This is a genomic window from Nocardioides daphniae, assembly GCF_004777465.1.
Lineage (GTDB): Bacteria > Actinomycetota > Actinomycetes > Propionibacteriales > Nocardioidaceae > Nocardioides > Nocardioides daphniae.
Genome location: NZ_CP038462.1, coordinates 1993674 through 2011451 on the forward strand (window position 1 = coordinate 1993674; position 17778 = coordinate 2011451).

At 68.5% G+C, this 17778-nt stretch carries 16 protein-coding genes; 5 read left to right on the top strand and 11 right to left on the bottom strand.

Annotation, left to right across the window (positions count from 1 at the left end):
- The first annotated feature begins 8 nt into the window (after positions 1-8).
- From pglZ (E2C04_RS09765) to E2C04_RS09780, 4 genes are read left to right on the top strand one after another with little or no spacing between them, the layout of a single operon-like run.
- The gene (pglZ, locus tag E2C04_RS09765; protein ID WP_135832440.1) at positions 9-2003 is read left to right on the top strand and encodes a BREX-2 system phosphatase PglZ; all 1995 of its coding nucleotides are present in this window, start codon (positions 9-11) and stop codon (positions 2001-2003) included.
- Complete coding sequence (pglZ, locus tag E2C04_RS20910; protein ID WP_158630654.1) at positions 1930-2700, top strand: BREX-2 system phosphatase PglZ; 771 nt, start codon at positions 1930-1932, stop codon at positions 2698-2700. Before pglZ (E2C04_RS09765) ends, pglZ (E2C04_RS20910) begins: the two co-directional genes overlap by 74 nt.
- 15 nt (positions 2701-2715) lie before the next feature.
- Positions 2716-4032, top strand: coding sequence for a BREX system ATP-binding protein BrxD (brxD, locus tag E2C04_RS09775; protein ID WP_202977737.1), 1317 nt, complete (start codon positions 2716-2718; stop codon positions 4030-4032).
- Positions 4032-6125: a DEAD/DEAH box helicase gene (locus E2C04_RS09780; protein ID WP_135832443.1), complete on the top strand. Its 2094-nt coding sequence runs from the start codon at positions 4032-4034 to the stop codon at positions 6123-6125. Before brxD ends, E2C04_RS09780 begins: the two co-directional genes overlap by 1 nt.
- A 227-nt stretch (positions 6126-6352) precedes the next feature.
- On the opposite strand, the gene E2C04_RS09785 is transcribed toward E2C04_RS09780, so the two are convergent.
- The 7 genes from E2C04_RS09785 to E2C04_RS09815 all read right to left on the bottom strand — a co-directional run bounded on the left by E2C04_RS09785 (position 6353) and on the right by E2C04_RS09815 (position 9985).
- Positions 6353-6838, bottom strand: coding sequence for a hypothetical protein (locus tag E2C04_RS09785; protein WP_135832444.1), 486 nt, complete (start codon positions 6836-6838; stop codon positions 6353-6355).
- Complete coding sequence (locus E2C04_RS09790) at positions 6838-7113, bottom strand: hypothetical protein (protein WP_135832445.1); 276 nt, start codon at positions 7111-7113, stop codon at positions 6838-6840. Before E2C04_RS09790 ends, E2C04_RS09785 begins: the two co-directional genes overlap by 1 nt.
- On the bottom strand, positions 7113-7856 hold the full coding sequence (locus E2C04_RS09795; protein ID WP_158630655.1) for a VWA domain-containing protein: 744 nt from the start codon (positions 7854-7856) through the stop codon (positions 7113-7115). The genes E2C04_RS09790 and E2C04_RS09795 overlap by 1 nt, the downstream gene beginning before the upstream one ends.
- Entirely contained in the window at positions 7853-8878 is a 1026-nt protein-coding gene (locus E2C04_RS09800) for an OmpA family protein (protein ID WP_238694509.1), read from the bottom strand. Before E2C04_RS09800 ends, E2C04_RS09795 begins: the two co-directional genes overlap by 4 nt.
- A gap of 327 nt (positions 8879-9205) precedes the next feature.
- On the bottom strand, positions 9206-9457 hold the full coding sequence (locus tag E2C04_RS09805) for a hypothetical protein (RefSeq protein ID WP_135832448.1): 252 nt from the start codon (positions 9455-9457) through the stop codon (positions 9206-9208).
- Complete coding sequence (locus E2C04_RS09810; protein ID WP_135832449.1) at positions 9454-9747, bottom strand: hypothetical protein; 294 nt, start codon at positions 9745-9747, stop codon at positions 9454-9456. Before E2C04_RS09810 ends, E2C04_RS09805 begins: the two co-directional genes overlap by 4 nt.
- 55 nt (positions 9748-9802) lie before the next feature.
- Positions 9803-9985: a hypothetical protein gene (locus tag E2C04_RS09815; protein ID WP_135832450.1), complete on the bottom strand. Its 183-nt coding sequence runs from the start codon at positions 9983-9985 to the stop codon at positions 9803-9805.
- A 1109-nt stretch (positions 9986-11094) separates the two neighbouring features.
- Here E2C04_RS09815 and E2C04_RS09820 point away from each other — a divergent pair.
- Positions 11095-11742 carry a hypothetical protein gene (locus tag E2C04_RS09820; protein ID WP_135832451.1) on the top strand — a complete coding sequence of 216 codons (648 nt, stop codon included), beginning with the start codon at positions 11095-11097 and terminating at the stop codon, positions 11740-11742.
- Positions 11743-11878: 136 nt separating this feature from the next.
- Here the strand turns inward: E2C04_RS09820 and E2C04_RS09825 are convergent, their stop codons facing one another.
- The 4 genes from E2C04_RS09825 to E2C04_RS09840 form a co-directional block, all read right to left on the bottom strand.
- On the bottom strand, positions 11879-12106 hold the full coding sequence (locus E2C04_RS09825) for a hypothetical protein (RefSeq protein ID WP_135832452.1): 228 nt from the start codon (positions 12104-12106) through the stop codon (positions 11879-11881).
- Between the two features lie 203 nt (positions 12107-12309).
- On the bottom strand, positions 12310-15903 hold the full coding sequence (mobF, locus tag E2C04_RS09830) for a MobF family relaxase (RefSeq protein WP_135832453.1): 3594 nt from the start codon (positions 15901-15903) through the stop codon (positions 12310-12312).
- A 27-nt stretch (positions 15904-15930) separates the two neighbouring features.
- Positions 15931-16563, bottom strand: coding sequence for a hypothetical protein (locus E2C04_RS09835; protein ID WP_135832454.1), 633 nt, complete (start codon positions 16561-16563; stop codon positions 15931-15933).
- A complete protein-coding gene (locus E2C04_RS09840; protein ID WP_158630656.1) occupies positions 16560-17324 on the bottom strand; it encodes a DnaB-like helicase C-terminal domain-containing protein in 765 nt (254 codons plus the stop codon). The genes E2C04_RS09835 and E2C04_RS09840 overlap by 4 nt, the downstream gene beginning before the upstream one ends.
- Positions 17325-17778 lie beyond the last annotated feature (454 nt).

A 17778-nucleotide genomic window follows, 5' to 3' on the forward strand; every position in this document is an offset into this window, starting at 1 on the left:
AAGACAGAGTGAGCGCCACCCTCAAGGGCGCCACCGCGCCGGTCGAGCCGGGCTACGTCCGCCAGCGTGCCACGGCCCTCGTGCGCCACCACGACCCCCACGCCCGCGTGCTGGTCCTGCACGCCGTGCCGCAGTGGTCGGGCGAGCCCTCCTTCACCGTTGAAGGGGCCACGGTGCACGTGCGCGCCTGTGCGTCGCAGCTCGCGGTGCTCGACGCGTACGCCCAGCTCCCCGAGAGCTACCTCGTCGTCCTGACCGACCGGACCGCCCAGGACCTGGGCGACGCCGTTCTGCTGCGGGCCTGGCGACGGCGCGTCGAGATGCCCGACCTGTGGCAGGCGGTGCCGGCGCTCTTCGGCGCGACCGGCTGCTCGCGTGAGCTCCACCGTGTCGGCACCTGGGCGCCAGCCGCCCTGCTCAGCCACGTGCCGCCCGACGGTTGGCCGCCCGCCCGTGGCGTCGAGGTCACCCCCGACCACGCCCTGGGCAACCTGCTCACCCACCTGCTCGGCCGCTCCCTACCGGAGACTCCCGATGCCTCCCTGGTGCTGACGACGCTCGACACCCCGGCCGCCCGCAGCCGGTGGCGGAACGTCGACCCCACCCTCCGGGCCGAGCTCACCGACTGGGCCGAGAACCGCCTCGGCGTCGACGTCGGCTTCGGGCTGCGCGCCGGAGCCGACCCCAGCCCCGTCACTCCGCTGGCGGTCGGACTGGCCATCGACACGCTGTGGGATCGACACGCCAGCGGTCAGGCACGCGGCCCCGCCATGGGTCGCCTGCTCGAGCGTCACCTGGGTGGGCGCCAGCTCTCCGTCGAGGCCGCCCAGCGCATCGGCGCCTCGTGTGCTGCCGTCGTACGCCAGCAGCTCGCCGTCAATGCCGCGCACGCCGCCGACGCCCGCCGCACCCTCGCCCAGGCCGAAGCCGTACTGGCCGACCTCGGCTGGCCGGAAGGCGCCGAGCACTCCGACCTGCTGCCCGCCGGACTCACGGCACGCCTGCGTGCCCTGGGTGAAGTCCTGGGGCAGGGGTCCGAGGCCGCGGAGGCGGCGCTCAGCCAGGTCAACCAGCATGTGCTGGCGCACCAGGAGACACCCGCCTTGGTCGCGGCCCGGATGGCCGTGCGGCTCGCCCGCTGGCTGGAGACCACCGAGCCCGCCTGCCCCACGCTCAGCCACTCGTTGAGCCGGCAGGTGCGCGACGGTGCGTGGGTCGACCGTGCGGTCAACGCCGTGTGGAACGGCTCCGACGATGGGGTCCTCTCCCAGCAGTACGCCACCCTGCTGGCCCAGGTCGCCGCCCGTCGCCAGACCCGGGACCGGGTCGCCGCCGAGCAGCTCGCCGTGCATGCCGCCGCGCCGCATCCGGTCGAGGGCAGTGTGCCGGTCGAACGTGTCCTGGCCGAGGTGGTTCAGCCCTGGCGCTGCGGCGACGGCGTCCTGCTGGTCGTGCTCGACGGCATGAGCACCGCCGTGGCCTCCGAGATCGCCGAGAGCGCCGGCGAGCTGGGCCTGGCCGAGTGGGTGCCGGTCTCCGGCACCCGCATGAGCGCACTCGCGGCGCTGCCCTCGCTGACCGAGATCTCGCGTGCGTCACTGCTGTCGGGTGAGCTCACCACCGGTCACGGCCCGGCGGAGAAGGTCGGCTTCGCGAAGAAGTTCCCCGGCGCCCCGCTCTTCCACAAGGACGACCTGCGGGCCGGTGCCGGCGCCCAGCTGCCCGACCCGGTTGCGGACGCCATCGACGACACCGCCGGGAAGCCCGTCGTCGGCGTCGTCCTCAACACCATCGACGACACCCTGCACAAGCAGGACGTCAGCGCCATGCAGTGGACCCTCGACCGCCTCGCCCCGCTCCGGCCGCTCCTCTCCGCGCGCGCGCGCGGCGGGACGTACGGTCGTGCTCACCGCCGACCACGGTCACGTCGTGGAGCACGCCACCGAGGCCCGGCCCGGCACTGCCTCGCGGTGGCGTACGCCCGACAGCGGCCCCGTGGGTGACGGTGAGGTCCTGGTGCGGGGCCCGCGCGTGCTCAGCGAAGGCGGCGAAGCGGTGCTGCTGTGGCGTCCCGACGTGCACTACGGCCGTCGGCACCCCGGCTACCACGGCGGTGCCAGCCTGGCCGAGGTCACCGTGCCCGTCATCGTGCTGCAGCGGGCCTTCACCAGCAGCGGCGAGCAGCCCACCGGACCGAAGGGCTGGGTGGCCGCACCGCCCCAGGCACCCGAGTGGTGGAACGAGCCCGTGCGTGCCGTCGAGGCGACGGCCCCGTCCGTGACGCCGAAGGCTGTCACCAGGAATCGCGCCACGCCGGCACCCGACGCCAGCCAGGACGCCCTCTTCGACGTCGCCCCGCTCGACGCCGAACCCCAGGCCCCCACCGCCACCGAGCGGGACGTCGTCGACGCCGTGCTCGCCACCACCGTCTACCGCAACCAGGCGGCCCGCGCGGGACGGCGACGTCCCGCGGACACCGTGGTGGCAGCCGTGCTGCGTGCCCTCGTCGCGCGCGGCAACCGGGCACACCGCGACACCATCGCCGCTGAGGCCGGGATCGCCGCCCACGCCGTGGAACCGACCCTGGCGGCCATCAAGCGCATCGTCAACGTCGACGGCTACGCCGTGCTCGAGGATGACGCTGACCGGGTGAGCGTGAAGCTCGACGTCGCGCTGCTGCGCGACCAGTTCGGGATCTGACTGGAAGGTGAGTCAGTGCAGATCAGCCCACGGCGACGTCAGGAGATCGTCGACGCGCTACGCCGCGGCACGGTGCCACAGCAGGGGCTCGACGTCATGGCGGTCGGGCTCGACCGTTTCGAGACGGCCATCGACGACGAGCTGCGCTCCGTCGGCAACGGCGGCGCACAGTTCAAGGCGGTGCGCGGCGAGTACGGCTCCGGCAAGACGTTCTTCTCCCGCTGGCTGACCGAACGGGCCAAGACCGCCGGCTTCGCCACCGCCGAGGTGCAGATCTCCGAGTCGGAGACACCGCTGCACAAGCTCGAGACCGTCTACCGCCGCATCGTCGACTCGATGTCGGCGCCGTCCTTCCGCGACGTCATCGACGGCTGGTTCTTCGTGCTCGACGGCGATGCTCGCGAGGCCGGCGCCGACGACGTCTCCGAGGCCACCGAGCAGCTCCTCGAGCAGCGCCTCTCCGCCGTCAGCGCCCAGGCGCCTGCGTTCGCCCAGGTGCTGCGGGCCTACCGGCGTGCCATCGCCGAGGGCGACCGGGGGCACGCCGACGCGCTGCTCGCCTGGCTCGGCGGCCAGCCGCACGTCTCCGCCGCCGTCCGGCGCTCCGCCGGGGTGCGAGGCGACATCGACCACTTCCAGGCGTTCGGGTTCCTGCAAGGCCTGCTGACCGTCCTCCGCGACTCCGACTACCAGGGGCTCGTGCTAGTGCTCGACGAGGTCGAGACGCTCCAGCGAGTGCGCTCCGACATCCGGGAGCGGTCCCTCAACGCCTTGCGGCAGCTCATGGACGAGGTCGACGGTGGCCGTTTCCCCGGTCTCTACCTGCTGATGACGGGCACACCGGCCTTCTACGACGGCCCGCAGGGAGTGCAGCGCCTGGCTCCGTTGGCTCAGCGGCTGCACACCGACTTCGGCGACCCGCGCTTCGACAACCCCCGGGCCGTACAGATCCGGTTGCACGGCTTCGACTCCAGCAACCTCGTGGAGCTCGGCACTCGGGTACGCGACATCTACGCCCAGGGGGCGTCGGACCCAGTGAGGATCACGTCGGTCGTCGACGACGACTACGTCTCGCTGCTGGCCTCTGCCGTTACCGGTGACCTCGGCGGTCGCACCGGGGTGGCGCCGCGCCTCTTCCTCAAGAAGTTGGTCGCCGACGTGCTCGACCGGGTCGACCAGTTCGCCGACTTCGACCCGCGTCGTGACTACGCGCTGACCGTCACCGACCTCGAGCTGACGCCGGCAGAGCGGCAGGCGGCGGCGCTCGGGCGGCGGCCCGAGCCGGTGAGCAGGGCCGACGAGATCGACCTCGACATCGATCCGGAGTCCTGATGGCCTCCAAGGCTACGACGCTGAACCCGGCGATCGAGTTCCACGTCGTCAACGACCTGGGGTGGCCGCGACTCCGGCCGCTGCAGGAGGCAGCGATCGAGCCCGTTCGCTCCGGGGCGGACTGCATCCTCATCGCCCCGACCGCGGGCGGGAAGACCGAAGCCGCCACCTTCCCGATCCTCTCCTCGATGGTCGAGGAGGACTGGCGCGGCCTGACCGTGCTCTACGTGACTCCCCTGCGTGCCCTCCTGAACAACTCGCACCCCCGCATCGAGAAGTACGGCGCCTGGCTCGGGCGTACGGTCGGGCTCTGGCACGGCGACGTCGGCGACGGCCCACGCCGCGGCATCCTCGCCGAACCGCCGGACATCTTGTTGACCACGCCCGAGTCGCTCGAGGCGATGCTGGTCTCACGGCGGGTGGACCACGACCGGTTCTTCGGCAACCTGCGCACCATCGTCATCGACGAGTTGCACTCGTTTGCCGCCTCCGACCGCGGCTGGCACCTGCTGGGGATCCTCGCGCGGCTGGAGCGGGTCGCCGGCCGGGACATCCAGCGCGTCGGTCTCTCCGCCACGGTCGGCAACCCCGAGGAGATCGGACGCTGGTTGCAGGGTGACCCGGGTCGTGAGTTGCGGGTCGTCACCGAGGAAGGGGCCGCCGGCGCTGCCGAGCCCGACGTCACGCTCGACTTCGTGGGCTCGGAGGCCAACGCCGCCAAGGTGATCGCCGCGTTGCACCGGGGCGAGAAGCGTCTGGTCTTCTGCGAGTCGCGGCGCAAGAGCGAACACATCGCCCGGGCCCTGCGCGACATGGGCGTGGAGACCTTCGTGTCGCACTCCTCCCTCTCCGCGGACGAGCGACGACGCAGCGAACAAGCCTTCGCCGAGGCGCAGAACACCGTCATCGTCGCCACCTCGACGCTCGAGTTGGGCATCGACATCGGCGACCTCGACCGGGTGATCCAGGTCGACGCGCCGCGCACCGTGGCGTCGTTCCTCCAACGGCTGGGGCGCACGGGACGGCGGCCGGGTACGGTGCGCAACACCCTCTTCCTCGCCACCGACAGCGGGGCCTTCCTGGAGGCGGCGGGGCTGTTGCTGCTGTGGCGACGCGGCTATGTGGAGCCGGTGCTGCCGCCACCACACCCTCAGCATCTCGTCGCGCAGCAGCTGTTGGCGCTGGCGCTCCAGGAGGGTGCTTTCGATGCGACCGCCTGGCACGCGTGGTGGGGTGGGGAGGCGGCCGCGAGTGGCCTGATGAGCGGGGCCGAGGACGTACTGGCTCATCTGCGGGCCGAAGGGTTCCTCGTCGAGGACTCCGGGTCGCTGATGATCGGCCCTGCCACGGAGAAGGCCTTCGGTCGCCGGCACTTCATGGACCTGCTGTCCTCGTTCGCTGCCGAGCGGGAGTTGAGGGTGGTGGCCGGCACCACGGAGATCGGGTTCATTTCGCCGTTGGCGCTCCCCCGGCCCGACGACAAGGGCGAGGAGAAGGCCATCCTCATGAACGGCCGCGCCTGGCACGTCGAGAACGTCGACTGGCAACGATTCGTCGTGCACGTCAGTCAGGTCTCCCAGAAGGCCGACGTCCGGTGGCAGAGCGGCGCCGTCGCGCTGTCCTTCGAGTTGATGCGCGCCCAGCGTGATGTGCTGCTCGGCGAAACCCCGGACGTACCGCTCACGCAGCGCGCCCAGCAGCGGCTCGACTCGGTGCGCGAGCGCCGCGGACACGAGGTGTCTGACTCGGGGCTGGTCGTCGAGCGCGCAGGACCCGACGTCCACCTGTGGACGTGGGCCGGGCTCAAGGCCAACGAGACCCTGCGCGCAGCACTGGGCGGCCCCGAGGGGCACTCCTACAACGACGTCATGGTGATTCGCGGGCTCGATGACGCGGGCGCCATCAACCGTGTGGACGTTTCTGACGCGGTGCCTGACATTCCGGAAGCGATGGCCGAGGAACTGAAGTTTGCTGCGGCCCTGCCGCGTGAGGAAGCGGTGCGGGTGCTGGCAGAGAGGTTCACAGACGGGATGGGAGCTGGACGCATCACCGAGCAGCCGCTGGTGTACCGCCAGCACGGAAGCGAGTCCTGAGGGGCGCCTCCCCGTCTCCCGCTGCCCCCGGGAAGCACCACTGGTAACGGGCTCATTCATAGGCCCACTTGCGTCGGTGGCAATCCCTAGACTCCGCGCAGGGGACCAGGCGAAGGGCCACGTCCGAGAAGCGCCAAGGGTGCATACGCGTTGGGAGATCCAGCTTGTCAGCACGACGGAGCCGACGACGCTTTCGCCGCCACCTCAGGGAGCCGTGTTCCAGCGCTTCATCGCCGGAACGCGAGTCGACCTAGGACGGCCAGGAATCCGAGATAGAGCAAGGTTCGGACCGGCTCGGTAACGATCTGCGCGGCGAAGTCACCCACGCTCTCGAGCGTGGCGAGCGCCAGTGCTGGCATGATGCCGTCGAGGGTTCGGTTGTACCACAGGTAGAGCGCGAAGAACTGGGCGAAGGGCCATAACAGGAAGGCTGCGAGAGCGAGCCTGACGATGGACATGCGGCGGGTGCGATCGTGGAACCGGTCGCGTCCCCCTCCTCTCCTGGCGATGTGGCAATGGCTGTCTTTGACCCGGGCCGTGGTGGTCCCGGGGCCGTTGTCGAACTCGACGGTGAGCCACCGGCCCGACCGGTCTGTGACGACGCCACGGGAGCCGGCGGGTAAGCCGCCTCCGGTGAGGTCGTCGAGCAGGCCGGTCGAGATTTTGGTGGTGGCGCTAACCCAGTCACCAGGCTGGGCGGGTCGGCCCCACATCAGGACAGCCGGATTCGGATCTTGGGCCGGTATGGCTCGGGCGGCCTTCGCTCGCCGGAACGCACCTTCTGATCGTTCTCGGCGTCAACGTGGTCGTTGCCCTCATCCCTCATCCGCTGTTTGTTGTTCTCGTCGGCGTCGGAGAGGTTTTCAACCTGCTGTTGCTGCTGGTTCTGGCGGGACTCCTCGGGTGTGCTTGGCGCCAGCAGTTGGTTGACGCCCACGGCTAGTCCGACGACGGTGGCGCCGATGAGTGCAGTCTCCTTGAAGCTCATCAGCGTGCCTCCAGCCTCTGGCCGGTGGCGTGGGCGAAGGCCTCGCCGACCGCGAGCGCGGTCTGGTCGACCGATCCCGCATCGGCGTTGATCTCGAGTTCCCAGCCGAAGGCGTCTCGCCAGTCACCTTCGACCCCGGTAGGGGTGATGACAGACATCGTCGTCGCCCCCAAGCCGTGGACCAGATCGCCGATAGCGTCCGGGTCGGCGTCACCGATCATCGTGTCGGTGACGGCGACCAGGCTGACCGACGCCTTGGTGGCCTCGGTCCCGTCGGTGAGGAGCCTGAGTGCGGGCTGGATGTCGGTTCCGCCGCCAGGCGCGGTGGGCGCGTAGGCGGGTGGCCGGTTGGCAAGGTCGGCGACGCGGGTGGTCGGCATCTTGACTGCGGCGTCGCTGGCGAAGGAGACCACCGTGACCAGGTCGTCGGGACGCAGATTCTCCGGCGCCCACTCGGTCAGCTGGTCGAGCACCTGGCGACGTACCTGGTCGTAGTCGGTGAAGCTGCCCGACTCGTCGAGCAGGATCGCCACCGAAACCGGAGCGGGACTGCGTGGACCCACCAGACGGGACTGGACGAGGGACTCGGGATCCTCGTCCCGGGTGAACCACCATAGGCCGCCCATGAGCGCGAGGACGAGGAGGGCGGCCAACCACCAGGGGATGCGGGCCCGTCCGGGTAGGGGGGCGAGCTCACGGAGCCCGCCCACCTGCGGCTGGTTGAACGCGATGGGCTTGGTCATCGAGAACATGGCGCCCCCTCGATGATCAGCTCGACTCGCCGCTCGGCTGCGGCGATCTCGGGGATCTGCAACCCGGTGGACGGGTCGATGTCCTCGGCGAGCGGCTCGGTGTCTCCAACTCCACGGCTGCTGACGCGGGCCTTCTCGATACCTGCGGCGACGATGCGGTCGCGGACCGCCTGGACGCGCGCTTTGGACAGTGCGAGCAGTTCGGCTGCGGTGTAGGCGCCCGAACTGGCGGCGTGTCCGACAATCCGCAGCGTCGTCTCAGCATTGGCATCCAGCAGGGCAAGGGGCTGGTTGAGAACCTCGTCGACGTCACCACGCAGTTCAGCCGACCCGCCGTCGAAGAGGAGCTCGTCGGGCAGCGTGAAGCTGCAAGTGGTCGCTGTCGTGACTGCGTCGACTGCCGGGAAAGGAGGGACTGGGTCCTTGGGTAGCCCGGTGGCGGTCCTGACCGGGTTGACCGGGTCCAGCTCGATGGACTTGCAGCCCGACGCGTTCCACCCCCGACACAGCCCCCGAGTGAAGTCACGCACCCACTCCCGGCTGGCGCTCAGCAACGGGGTGGCGGCGTTGGCCATCCCGCTGACCTTCCAGACATTCCGGTGGAGATCGACCGGAGCGTCCGCCGCAGCCGTCTCGGCAGCCTGGTCGGCCGGCTCGGCGAGCACGGCCTTGGAGAGGGCCAGTTGGCCGCTGGTGGACATCATGTCGGAGACGGTCCACACCGTCGCCCCCGGCTCGGCGATCTCGGCCGCGACGGTCATCGCCCGGTGCAGGTCGGTGCCCGGCGCGGTGGGAACCAGTCCGTTGAGGTAGACGGACTGGACGCAGGCGGGTATGACCTCGGCGAGCTTCGCCACCGACGGCCGGTCCCGCTCACCAGTCGTGCTCAGGGCGACGTCCTTGGCCAGGATCCGGGGCGCGACAGCCTCGCCGTCTACGGCGATGACGCTCAGAGTGCCGTCGTCCAGACTCGCGGTCTTCAGGTCCTCGGCCAGTGCCGCTGGGAAGGGCATATCGGCCACCGACGCGGTCGAGTCCCAGAGCACGATGATCTGGGCGCCCGGAGCGTCGGTTCGGGAGAAGACGTCCTTGCAGGCTCGACCGCTTCGTAGGACAGTTCACTGCCCGTCGTAGTGGCGTCTGTCGTTGTGGCTCCAGACGATTCAGTGCGGCCGCATGCGGTGACGCCGACCAGCACAAGGAGGAGTCCGCAGAGGGCGGGGACCAGGCGTGAGAGCCGCCGGGTCATCGGGGGGTTGGTCCGGTCGGTGGTTGCTCCGGTGCCGGTGTCGTTGCCGCGGTGGCGGCTGGTGTGGGTGGTGTTCATGGCCTCTTCCATGTCAGGCCGCCGGTTCGGTGGTGGCGGCGGTGTTCTCGACCGCGGGGGTGACGCGGTGGAAATCGGTGGCGTGCTGGTGAGAACCAGCGGCGTGCTCGGAGACCTGCTGGGCCTGCGTTTCCTCGAGGGGGTAGGGCTGGTAGGCATCAGGGGCCTTGCGCAGGTCTCGCCAGTCGGCGGCGAGCGGCGCACGGTCAGGCACCGAGCCCAGGTCGTTGAAGATGTTGATCGCGTGGGCGACGGTGTTGCTCACCACGGGCAGGCCTGGCAGGTAGGGGTTGGTGGTGGTGCCAGACAGGTCCAGCGACAGTTCGTCGCGCTCGACCCACCTCTGGCGCCGGACAGGGTCTTGGTGAAGTTGGTCAGGTCCACACGGCCGGTAGTCAGCGAGGCGTCGACGATCTCGGCGAGGGCTCGGCGGCCGACATCCTTGAGGATGTCGGTGAGCTTGAGGATGTCCCGGAGAGCCCTGCGGTAGGCAGCCCTCTCGCGCTTCAGCAGCCTTTGATCGCGGCGGATGTGGCGGTGCTCGGCAATGCGCATCTGAAACGACCAGCGCGCGGACTTGGGGCGTGCGCCAGCGACGGAGAGGCGGCGATCACCTCGAAAGCGGTGACCACGACTGGAGCAGCGTGATGAACCAGACCACGCTGGAGTTGATCTCATCGGCGGAACCGAAGACCGCGGTGGTGTCCTGCTCGAAACGGGCGGCAGCGATGGTGTGGAGGAAGTGAATGAACCACACCAGCACCGCGCCGCCGATGACGATCTTGACGACCATGCGGGCCGGCCTGATGTCGTTCCAGGTCCGAGCGACCTCGGGTGCTCCTTGTTGAGCACCGGGCCCGACCACAGCAGTGTGCCCAGAGACTTGCCGACGAGATGGGCAGCGGCCAGCAGGACGGCTGTGGTGGCGAGGGCGGCCGCCAGTGCGACTACGACGTCAGGGTTGGTGACATCGAGAATGCCGACACTTGTGGGGACATCGAAGACCTGCCGCAGGGTCGTGTAGACAAAGCCCGGGTCGTTGGCTGCCATCGCTACCGCGACGATGTAGTTACCGATGGCAGGCAGCCAGGCGGTCAGGTAGCCGGTCGCAGCCGACCGAAGGTCGTGAATCTCGGCTTCTTTGACACGTGTGCGCGTGCGCGTCCGGGTCAGGACCTGCCGCACGCGTGCCTCGTAGTCGGCGCGGCGCTGCCGGCGCTTGGCGGCCTTGGGTGCGACGCTCGGCGCGACGCGCGGTTCGAGTGGCGCGCTGGACGGCGCTGGCCTCACTGCGAATCGCGATGGCGGCCGCGGGTGCACCCAGGGTGCGGAGCGTCTCACTATCGGAGTTCGTCCGGTGCGCCTCACGTTCGAGATCTGCCGCGTAGGTGGTGCGTGCTGCGGCGGTGACTGTGATTCCGCCGGTGCCGCGCTTGGAGAGTAAGCGCTTGATCCACGCAATCGGATTATGCTTCGTGGGCGCTGCTGTGTTGGTCATGGCCTCGTCCTTCTTCAGGTTGTGCAGCTGGGAGAGGGGTCCGTTTGGGCAGGCAGACAGCACCAGTCCTCGCCGGCGAGGGGTAGTGAGGGCGACAGGGCCTGCTGACGTTCGAGCGAGCCGCTCTGGTTGGACCTCACGCGGCTGGTCGGGACGATCGGCTTTCGTTGAGTCATCAGGCTCGGGGCTGAGACGAAAGAGTCAAGCGCTCTCATGACTCCTCCTGACACTGAAGGTGATGCCGCGGTAACCCACAACACACATTTTGGATTACGTGAACCGTGCCAGCATGGGGCGCATGCGTCAATCCCCAAAAGCAATATTTGCGTTCTGGGATGCGGTACTCTCGTCGCATGGTGCGAGTCCAGAAACCAGGCCCTAGCCGTCGACTTGAGCGGCAGGAGGTGCTCGCCGCCGGCGTCCAGGCTGTGTCGCAGCAAGTACGCCGCCCGCGGGCGATGAGTGACGTGCTTGGGGGGGTAAAGCTGCGTGACATCGTGGACGCAGCCTCCCGGTACTACGAGCACAAACACGGGCGCGTCGCTGATCCTCCGTTGACCCCCTCGTCCATTTACCGCGACTGGGAGGACAAGGACGACTACCTGCGGGATGTGTTCCGCGCCATGTTCACCAATCCAGAAGGGCTCGCGACCAAGGCACTCGAGGATGCCGACTCGGACTGGGAGTCAGGACTCCGCGCTTGGGTGGCATCTGACATGAAGCAGATTGCGGACACGGGACCCGGGTACTTTCTTGCCTTCCCCGCGACTGAGGATGGAATGGTGCGAGACGTTCTGGCGAATGTCTATGCAGACTTCGACGACTTCGTGGTGCCACGGCTACGCGACTTTCTACGAACTCACAACATGCGCATCACCCTCCCGCCCACGGACGTAGACCCCGATGGATGCCGACGGCTAGCGGGAATGCTCACGGCGTTGACAGAGGGTTGGTACCTGCGCACGCTCGCTCAACCCGAGCTTCAAGCTGATGAGCCTTGGCTCGATCAAGCCGTGGCTACGGTCCGTGGACTCACAGCCACGAGTGATTGACGCGAACCCCATCGCGTCCCTCCCAGACGCCCGAAACAATGGCACCCGTTTCTTTGGCCACGCTCGGAATGGTGAGACGCCTTTAGGCTCTTGACTACGGCTCGCCCGTGGGCGGGTTGCCAGGACTTGACCCCTGTCAGCTCGGTCCACGCGCGAGAAGGACCAGGACCACCACAAGTGCGCGCACGGCAAGCGCGCCGAACTTGATCGCGTTCCACACGAAGAGCAGCAAGAGCAGGTACAGGTACTCGGGACCGCCGTCATCGATGAACACTTGGCACAGGGATGCCGCGAACAGGTATCCCGGGACTGCGAGGAGCGCGACGGGGATCCCCACTTGATGCCGGTTGGGGTCCGCATCCATGCGGCGACGCGATTGGTCGGGGCGTAGTACTCGAGGTACGCGTGGAGGACCGCCGCGAGACGGAGGCACAGGTAGACGATCATTGCGACTCTCCTTGATTGGGGGGCACCTCGAACCTCTCGCGTGAGCACGACATGGGGCGGCTGAGAGGGCCAAGCCTGTGGAGAAACCACCCCCGATTCGCGCAGCGCGGCCAGAGCTGCTCAGATATGGGTGATCTCTCCTCGGAGGTGACCGGCTCCAAGACGACCGGAGTCTCCTGCAGCGATTACCCCGGCACGGTGTGCAGCGCGTCTGGCCCGGACCGCGTCAGCGTGCTGGCGGTCGCTCACTCCCCCGTCGCCCACTGGCACCTCGTGGTCGACGTTCCAGAGGTCTCGGTAGGCCGCGACGGTCCTGACTTCCTGCAGCCAGGCGTGACGTTGTCGCGGATCAGCTGGAGGAGCTCCGCAGCGGCGCAACCACGGCTCCTTCTGTGCGACAGCGGTCTCTGAAAGCGAGGTGGCGCGGTCCTCCATGAGGTCCTCGCGTTCCTTGAGGGCGCGACTCATGTCGTCGGGCATCGGCCCTTCCGCAGCGACCACGAGACCTGCGATGAGCCGACCTCGACGCTTCCTATCCTGAGCCCGCGTGCGTGTGTGTCGCAGGCGACTGATCAGAACGGCTCCGATGTCGTCCGCGTCGTCGAGCCTGCGCTGAGTGATGACCTTGCGCAGCGTTCCTGGGAGGTCCTGCCCGCTCGCTTCGGCACGCCGAAGTTCTGCGGCGAGGGGCCCGAAGGAGGTGGAAGCGATGACGCCCTCGACCTGGTCGGTGCTGAGGCCGGCGGTGAGGAGCTCGGTGATCCAGCGGTCGCGTTGGGCTTCTGCGGCGATGGTGAGGTACTCGGCCACGATCTGGTCGAAGCCGGACCAGCGTTCATGCTCCTGGGTGAGTGTCTGGTGGGCAGACAACTCCACACCCGAGTGCCGAAGGACACCGAAAAGCACGGTCGCGGCCGTGGCGTCACCCAGTTTCGGGCTGACGTGGGAGTCATCGGGCTCGTCGAGGGCCACGTACACGCTGTTGGAGTCACGACCCCGGGTCATGGTGACGTACAGGTTCTCTCGCGTGGTCGAACTCGTGACAACGACGTGCGCGGTGTCGACGGTCAGCCCCTGGGCACGGTGGGCGGTGACGGCGTACCCGAGGTCGACGTGCTCGGTGACGTAGTCGGCAGGCAGCACCACGGATGCCGCGGTTCTTCTACCGAGGCGTTGCGCGACGAGGCTGCCGTCAGCACGGACGTCCGTGACTCGCCAGCGGTCACCGTTCTTCACCCAGCCACCGCGCCCCACGCCCAACTGGCGCTGGTTTCGGCGGGTGATGATCAGGTCACCGCCCGAGGCGCGGGTTCCGTCGTGGAGTTCGACCTCGCGGGTGGGCAGGGTCTCGCCGTCGTGGAGTCGTTCCGCACGGGCTCGTTCGTTGAGTTCGACCATGGCGTCGGTGGAGTCGGTGACGAGCACGCTGCTGAGACCGTTGGCGAGGTCGTTGCGCCAGGCAAGGTAGGCGGCGTCGAGCATGTCGGCGTGGGCGCCGTCCTTGATGCGGTCGTTGCGGGCGTAGGCGCTGATCGCCTTCGTGCGTCCGTGGCGAAGGTCGAGGGAGGCGTCCTTCTCCCAGTCGTGGGTGAAGCGGTGGACTTCGGCGAGTTCGGGAGTGTCGTCGCGGGCTTCGGCCAGGAGGGGGAACGCACCACCTGCGTCGATGGACTGCAGTTGCGCCCAGTCCCCCACCAACAGCACCTTGGCGCCCACCTCGGCCGCCAGCCCGGTCAGCCGGTCGAGCGTGAGTGTGCCGGCGAGCGTGGCCTCGTCGACGATGACGAGTTGTCCCCTCCTGAACGCGACTCGCCCGTGGTCGTGCTCGTGCAGCCACTTAGCGGTGTTGTCGCAGGCGACGCCGAGGTCCTGGGCGAGGACATCCGCCGCGGCCGCGGACGGGGCCAGTCCGACGACGCTGCCGCGTCCGTGCACCTTCGTCCATGCCTGGTGGAGAGCACGCATGGTGGTGGTCTTGCCCGCCCCGGCCGGGCCGATCAGCAGGTCGACCTGACGCCCGGAGACCGCGATGCTGGCCAGTGTCGCGGTCTGCTCGTTGCCGAGCCGATGCCCCGGGACCTCGCTGCGAGCGACGGACTCGATGACATCGAGGGCGACCACGGGCGCATCCCGGTGCTCACCCCGGGCGAGCAGCCGGTCCTCGGCCGCGAGGATCAACTTGGACGTGAACATGACGGAATGTCGAGGTCGGAGCAGGCTGGTGCCGTCGCTGCGACGGAACACCCCCGGGCTGTACGCCAACTCCGGCGGGGTGAGGGCGATGGAGATCTCCTCGGCCCGGGTGACTATCGCAGCGACCGCCTCATCCCGATCAGCAGGCGTGGCGAAGCGCCACTGCATTGTCTGCCGTGACGCCTCGGCCCACAGGTTCCAGTGCTTCCACGTGGAGCGCTTCGTGCTCACCGTCCCGACCGTGGCGTGGGCGACCTCGGTGACCATCGCGGGCGTGATGTCGTCGGCGTGCAGCAGGCCCCGGGCGAGCCGGGGGCCCTCGTCGTGGCTGCCGCGGGCGAGTAGTCCATCGGCCCATCGTGTGGCATCGGTTCCGAGCAGCCGGGTGGCGCGGGTACGCCAGTCGTGGGTGAGGTCGGCGAGGGACCGGACGGTCTTTTCCGGGCGTGTGGTGAGGGTGGCGGTCGCCCGCAGCTTGATCACGGTCGCTGCGTCGGGCGTACGCCCGTGGTCGCGTTCGAACTGAGCGACGAGCCGGTCCTTCTCCAGCTCGATCGCCCGCGCCCGGTTGGAGAACTCCCCCACCAACTCCTCCCCCACACCAGCGAGCTCGAACGCCGGGTTGCGGTTGCCGCCCCGCTCACGCAGCTCCCACTCGAGCCCGAACGAGCGCTGCAAGAGGTCGGCCAGTACCGCGTTGTAGTGCTCCGACATCGCCACCACGGAGGCGAAGAGCGGTCGGCTGTCCAGGGAGCGCCACCGGCCGTCGAACACGGTGCGGACCTTGCTGGAGACCACGACATGGGTGTGCAGTTGCGGGTCCCCAGCGCGCGAGTCCCAGTGGTCGTACGCAGTGGCTGCGACACCTGCCACGGCGTGGTGTGCCGTCGCTCCGTCGCGGGCGTTCGCTCCAGCACGGGTCACCGCGACGTCGCGCTCCAGCAAGGACACGACCTCCGCGACCGCTCGGTGGTGGGCGTCGACGATGAGGGCCTGGGTGGCGGCGTCCGCGACGCCCCACAGCACCGAGACGGACTTCGGGACGCTGAACGTGAAGTCGAACCCGGCCGTCGCGGTCTTGGTGCCCTTGGCCAGCTCATCGGCTTCGATCTCGTCGACGACCTGGGCGCGTTCCTCCTCACCGAGGTGCGGGTTGAGGCTGGCCGTACGTTCGTCCACCCGTTGCTGGTGGCTGGCGAACTGTTGGAACGCGGAGCCGAGCTGTTTCCCGGTGACGGGATCGCGTCCCGCGCCGATGAGAAGCATCAACTGCCGCTCGGTGACGGTGTCCCCGACCGCGAGCGCACCCTGACCGAGCTCCGCCACGCCAGAGCCCATCCAGACCCCGGGCGGTGTCCCAGCCTGGGCGTAGTAACGCGTCAACGGCGTCGAGAGGCTGCGGTTGCCGTCGCCACAGGCGACGCTGCGGAGCAGATACTTGTAGCCCTCCCCCGCGGACATCTTCCGCATCGACACCGTCACCGGCGGCACCTCCTCGTAGTGGAGGTGCGCGGACGTCACCCGACGGCGCTAGGGATTGCTCCGCCTTCAGACGGATCTGCGGTATCTCCACACCGCGTGGTCGAGGTCTCTCGCGTCGACGCCCAAGCGCCCAGCGACTCCCTTGAGGAGGGCTCCGGCTTCGTGCGCGGTGCGGACGTGGGGCAGCTGGTCCTGGACGAACCGCATCACCCACGTGTCCGGCTTGACGTCTTCGTAGCCCAGAAGCATCCGCAGATACGCCCATGTCACGGGGCCGCAGCCTTTCACCGACCGGTAGGCACGCTCGGCTGCTTCGAGTTTCTCTCCGAAGTCCTTTGCGCTGAGCACGCCAGCGTCGGCCAGGGCAGTTGCGGCGTCGAGGGCGACACGAGCTTTGGTGCGTCCAGCGAGCCGCCCCTTGTTGGTGACTTGGACGAGGTCCGCCTCAGAGGTGCTCTTGAGCACTGCAAGGTCGTCGGCTTGTGACCGGTAGAAGCGCCAACGCTGCACGACCCCATACACGCCGGTGCCCGTAGTCCGATTTCCATAACGTGCGCGCACCGAGAAGATCGCGTCGATGAGTGCTGCATCGACCTCTCCGGGCCATCCCCCAGGCCAAGCGTCCGGCCTATCCCCGATGGTGTCGTTAACGTAGGTGGACAATCTGTCGAGGTCTGCGCCGGCAAGCGTTTCCGTCACGAGTGTGCCTCTCGGAATCGAGCCCACTGGGGCTGGTGATGGAGCAGCACGCTACGACTGAAACCCCACCTGTTGTACAAGATTCGGAGATCGACTTCCCCTGGCCTCGACTTCGCTTCCGGGACCCCTGGCGTTGACAGTTCGAGGATCACGTCGGCGGCTCTAGCCCATCCCGGATCCAAATTGCTGCCGTTTCCGGTGTCACCGAACAGGAGGTGCCGAGGGAGCGACACCAGCACGAACTGCCCCGCGTCCCGGCACGCTTCTACCGCAAATGGCCCCATGCCAGAAACCCGGTCAGCGTCGTCGACCACGACCGCAGTCGGCACGCCACCGCGGGCCTTGAACGGATGCACTTCAGGGACGTACGTGTCCTCACCGGACGCGTACACGGCGAGCGCCAGATCGCTCACTCGCTGGCGTGCCTCCTCGTACCGTGCGCGGTCTCCATCGGGCACACACCGCTTCGCCTGACTGTCGAATGAGGCACCCTGGACGGCCATCAACCATGCCGCCACACGCTGGGGATCGTCCGAAGGTGTTACGAGATGGACCCACTGGTCCGAGGCACTCGCCAAACGGCATGCAAGTTGCACCGTCAAGGTTGTTCGCCCATGTCCCGGCGCCCCAGTGATCACCCAGACGCGTCCGGCGACCATCCCGCCGGTCACGCCATCCAGAGTGGGGAAGCCGCTATCTGCCGCAAGCACGGCAGGCGTCGCGTCCTCATAGGCGGTCAGCAACTCGGAGGTCTCAAGCATGCCCTGAATCTCGCTCGGTCCGCCGACAGTTCTCCTCGCCTCTCGCCCTACCTCGAGGAAAAGGGCGTGGCACGCACCTGCCCCAAACCTGCGAGCTTCCGTCGCTCCGTGGCGAAGAGGTGATCTGCAACGCCAGACGCGTCGGGCCTCGCCGATCAGTGCTCGCCGGGGCCGGCGACGCAACCAGCGTCCCCGGCACCCGCGCTTCGCATGAGTTGACGACATCGCCCCGCCGCGATGAGGGCGGGTCTATCCACAGCCCGAGCCACGGAGCCCACCTCACGGTGCCAGACGTGTGGACGCTGGAAAGGCAGCTCGCCCGTGGTGAGGGAAAAGGCGCGCACCTGGTGGGTGGAAGCGACATCGGACGAGGAGAAGGCGGCGATGAAACGTGAGTGACGGTTGCGAACTCGGTCTCGACTCTGGGTCAATGGGACCGGACGGTGTTCACGGC

Bases quoted from the DNA above. Each gene is read 5' to 3' on its own strand.
- E2C04_RS09780 (WP_135832443.1), top strand. From the start codon at position 4,032: ATGGCCTCCAAGGCTACGACGCTGAACCCGGCGATCGAGTTCCACGTC.
- E2C04_RS09785 (WP_135832444.1), bottom strand. From the start codon at position 6,838: ATGTGGGGCCGACCCGCCCAGCCTGGTGACTGGGTTAGCGCCACCACC.
- E2C04_RS09790 (WP_135832445.1), bottom strand. From the start codon at position 7,113: ATGAGCTTCAAGGAGACTGCACTCATCGGCGCCACCGTCGTCGGACTA.
- E2C04_RS09795 (WP_158630655.1), bottom strand. From the start codon at position 7,856: ATGACCAAGCCCATCGCGTTCAACCAGCCGCAGGTGGGCGGGCTCCGT.
- E2C04_RS09800 (WP_238694509.1), bottom strand. From the start codon at position 8,878: ATGCCCTTCCCAGCGGCACTGGCCGAGGACCTGAAGACCGCGAGTCTG.
- E2C04_RS09810 (WP_135832449.1), bottom strand. From the start codon at position 9,747: ATGCGCATTGCCGAGCACCGCCACATCCGCCGCGATCAAAGGCTGCTG.
- E2C04_RS09815 (WP_135832450.1), bottom strand. From the start codon at position 9,985: ATGGTCGTCAAGATCGTCATCGGCGGCGCGGTGCTGGTGTGGTTCATT.
- E2C04_RS09825 (WP_135832452.1), bottom strand. From the start codon at position 12,106: ATGGATGCGGACCCCAACCGGCATCAAGTGGGGATCCCCGTCGCGCTC.
- E2C04_RS09840 (WP_158630656.1), bottom strand. From the start codon at position 17,324: ATGCTTGAGACCTCCGAGTTGCTGACCGCCTATGAGGACGCGACGCCT.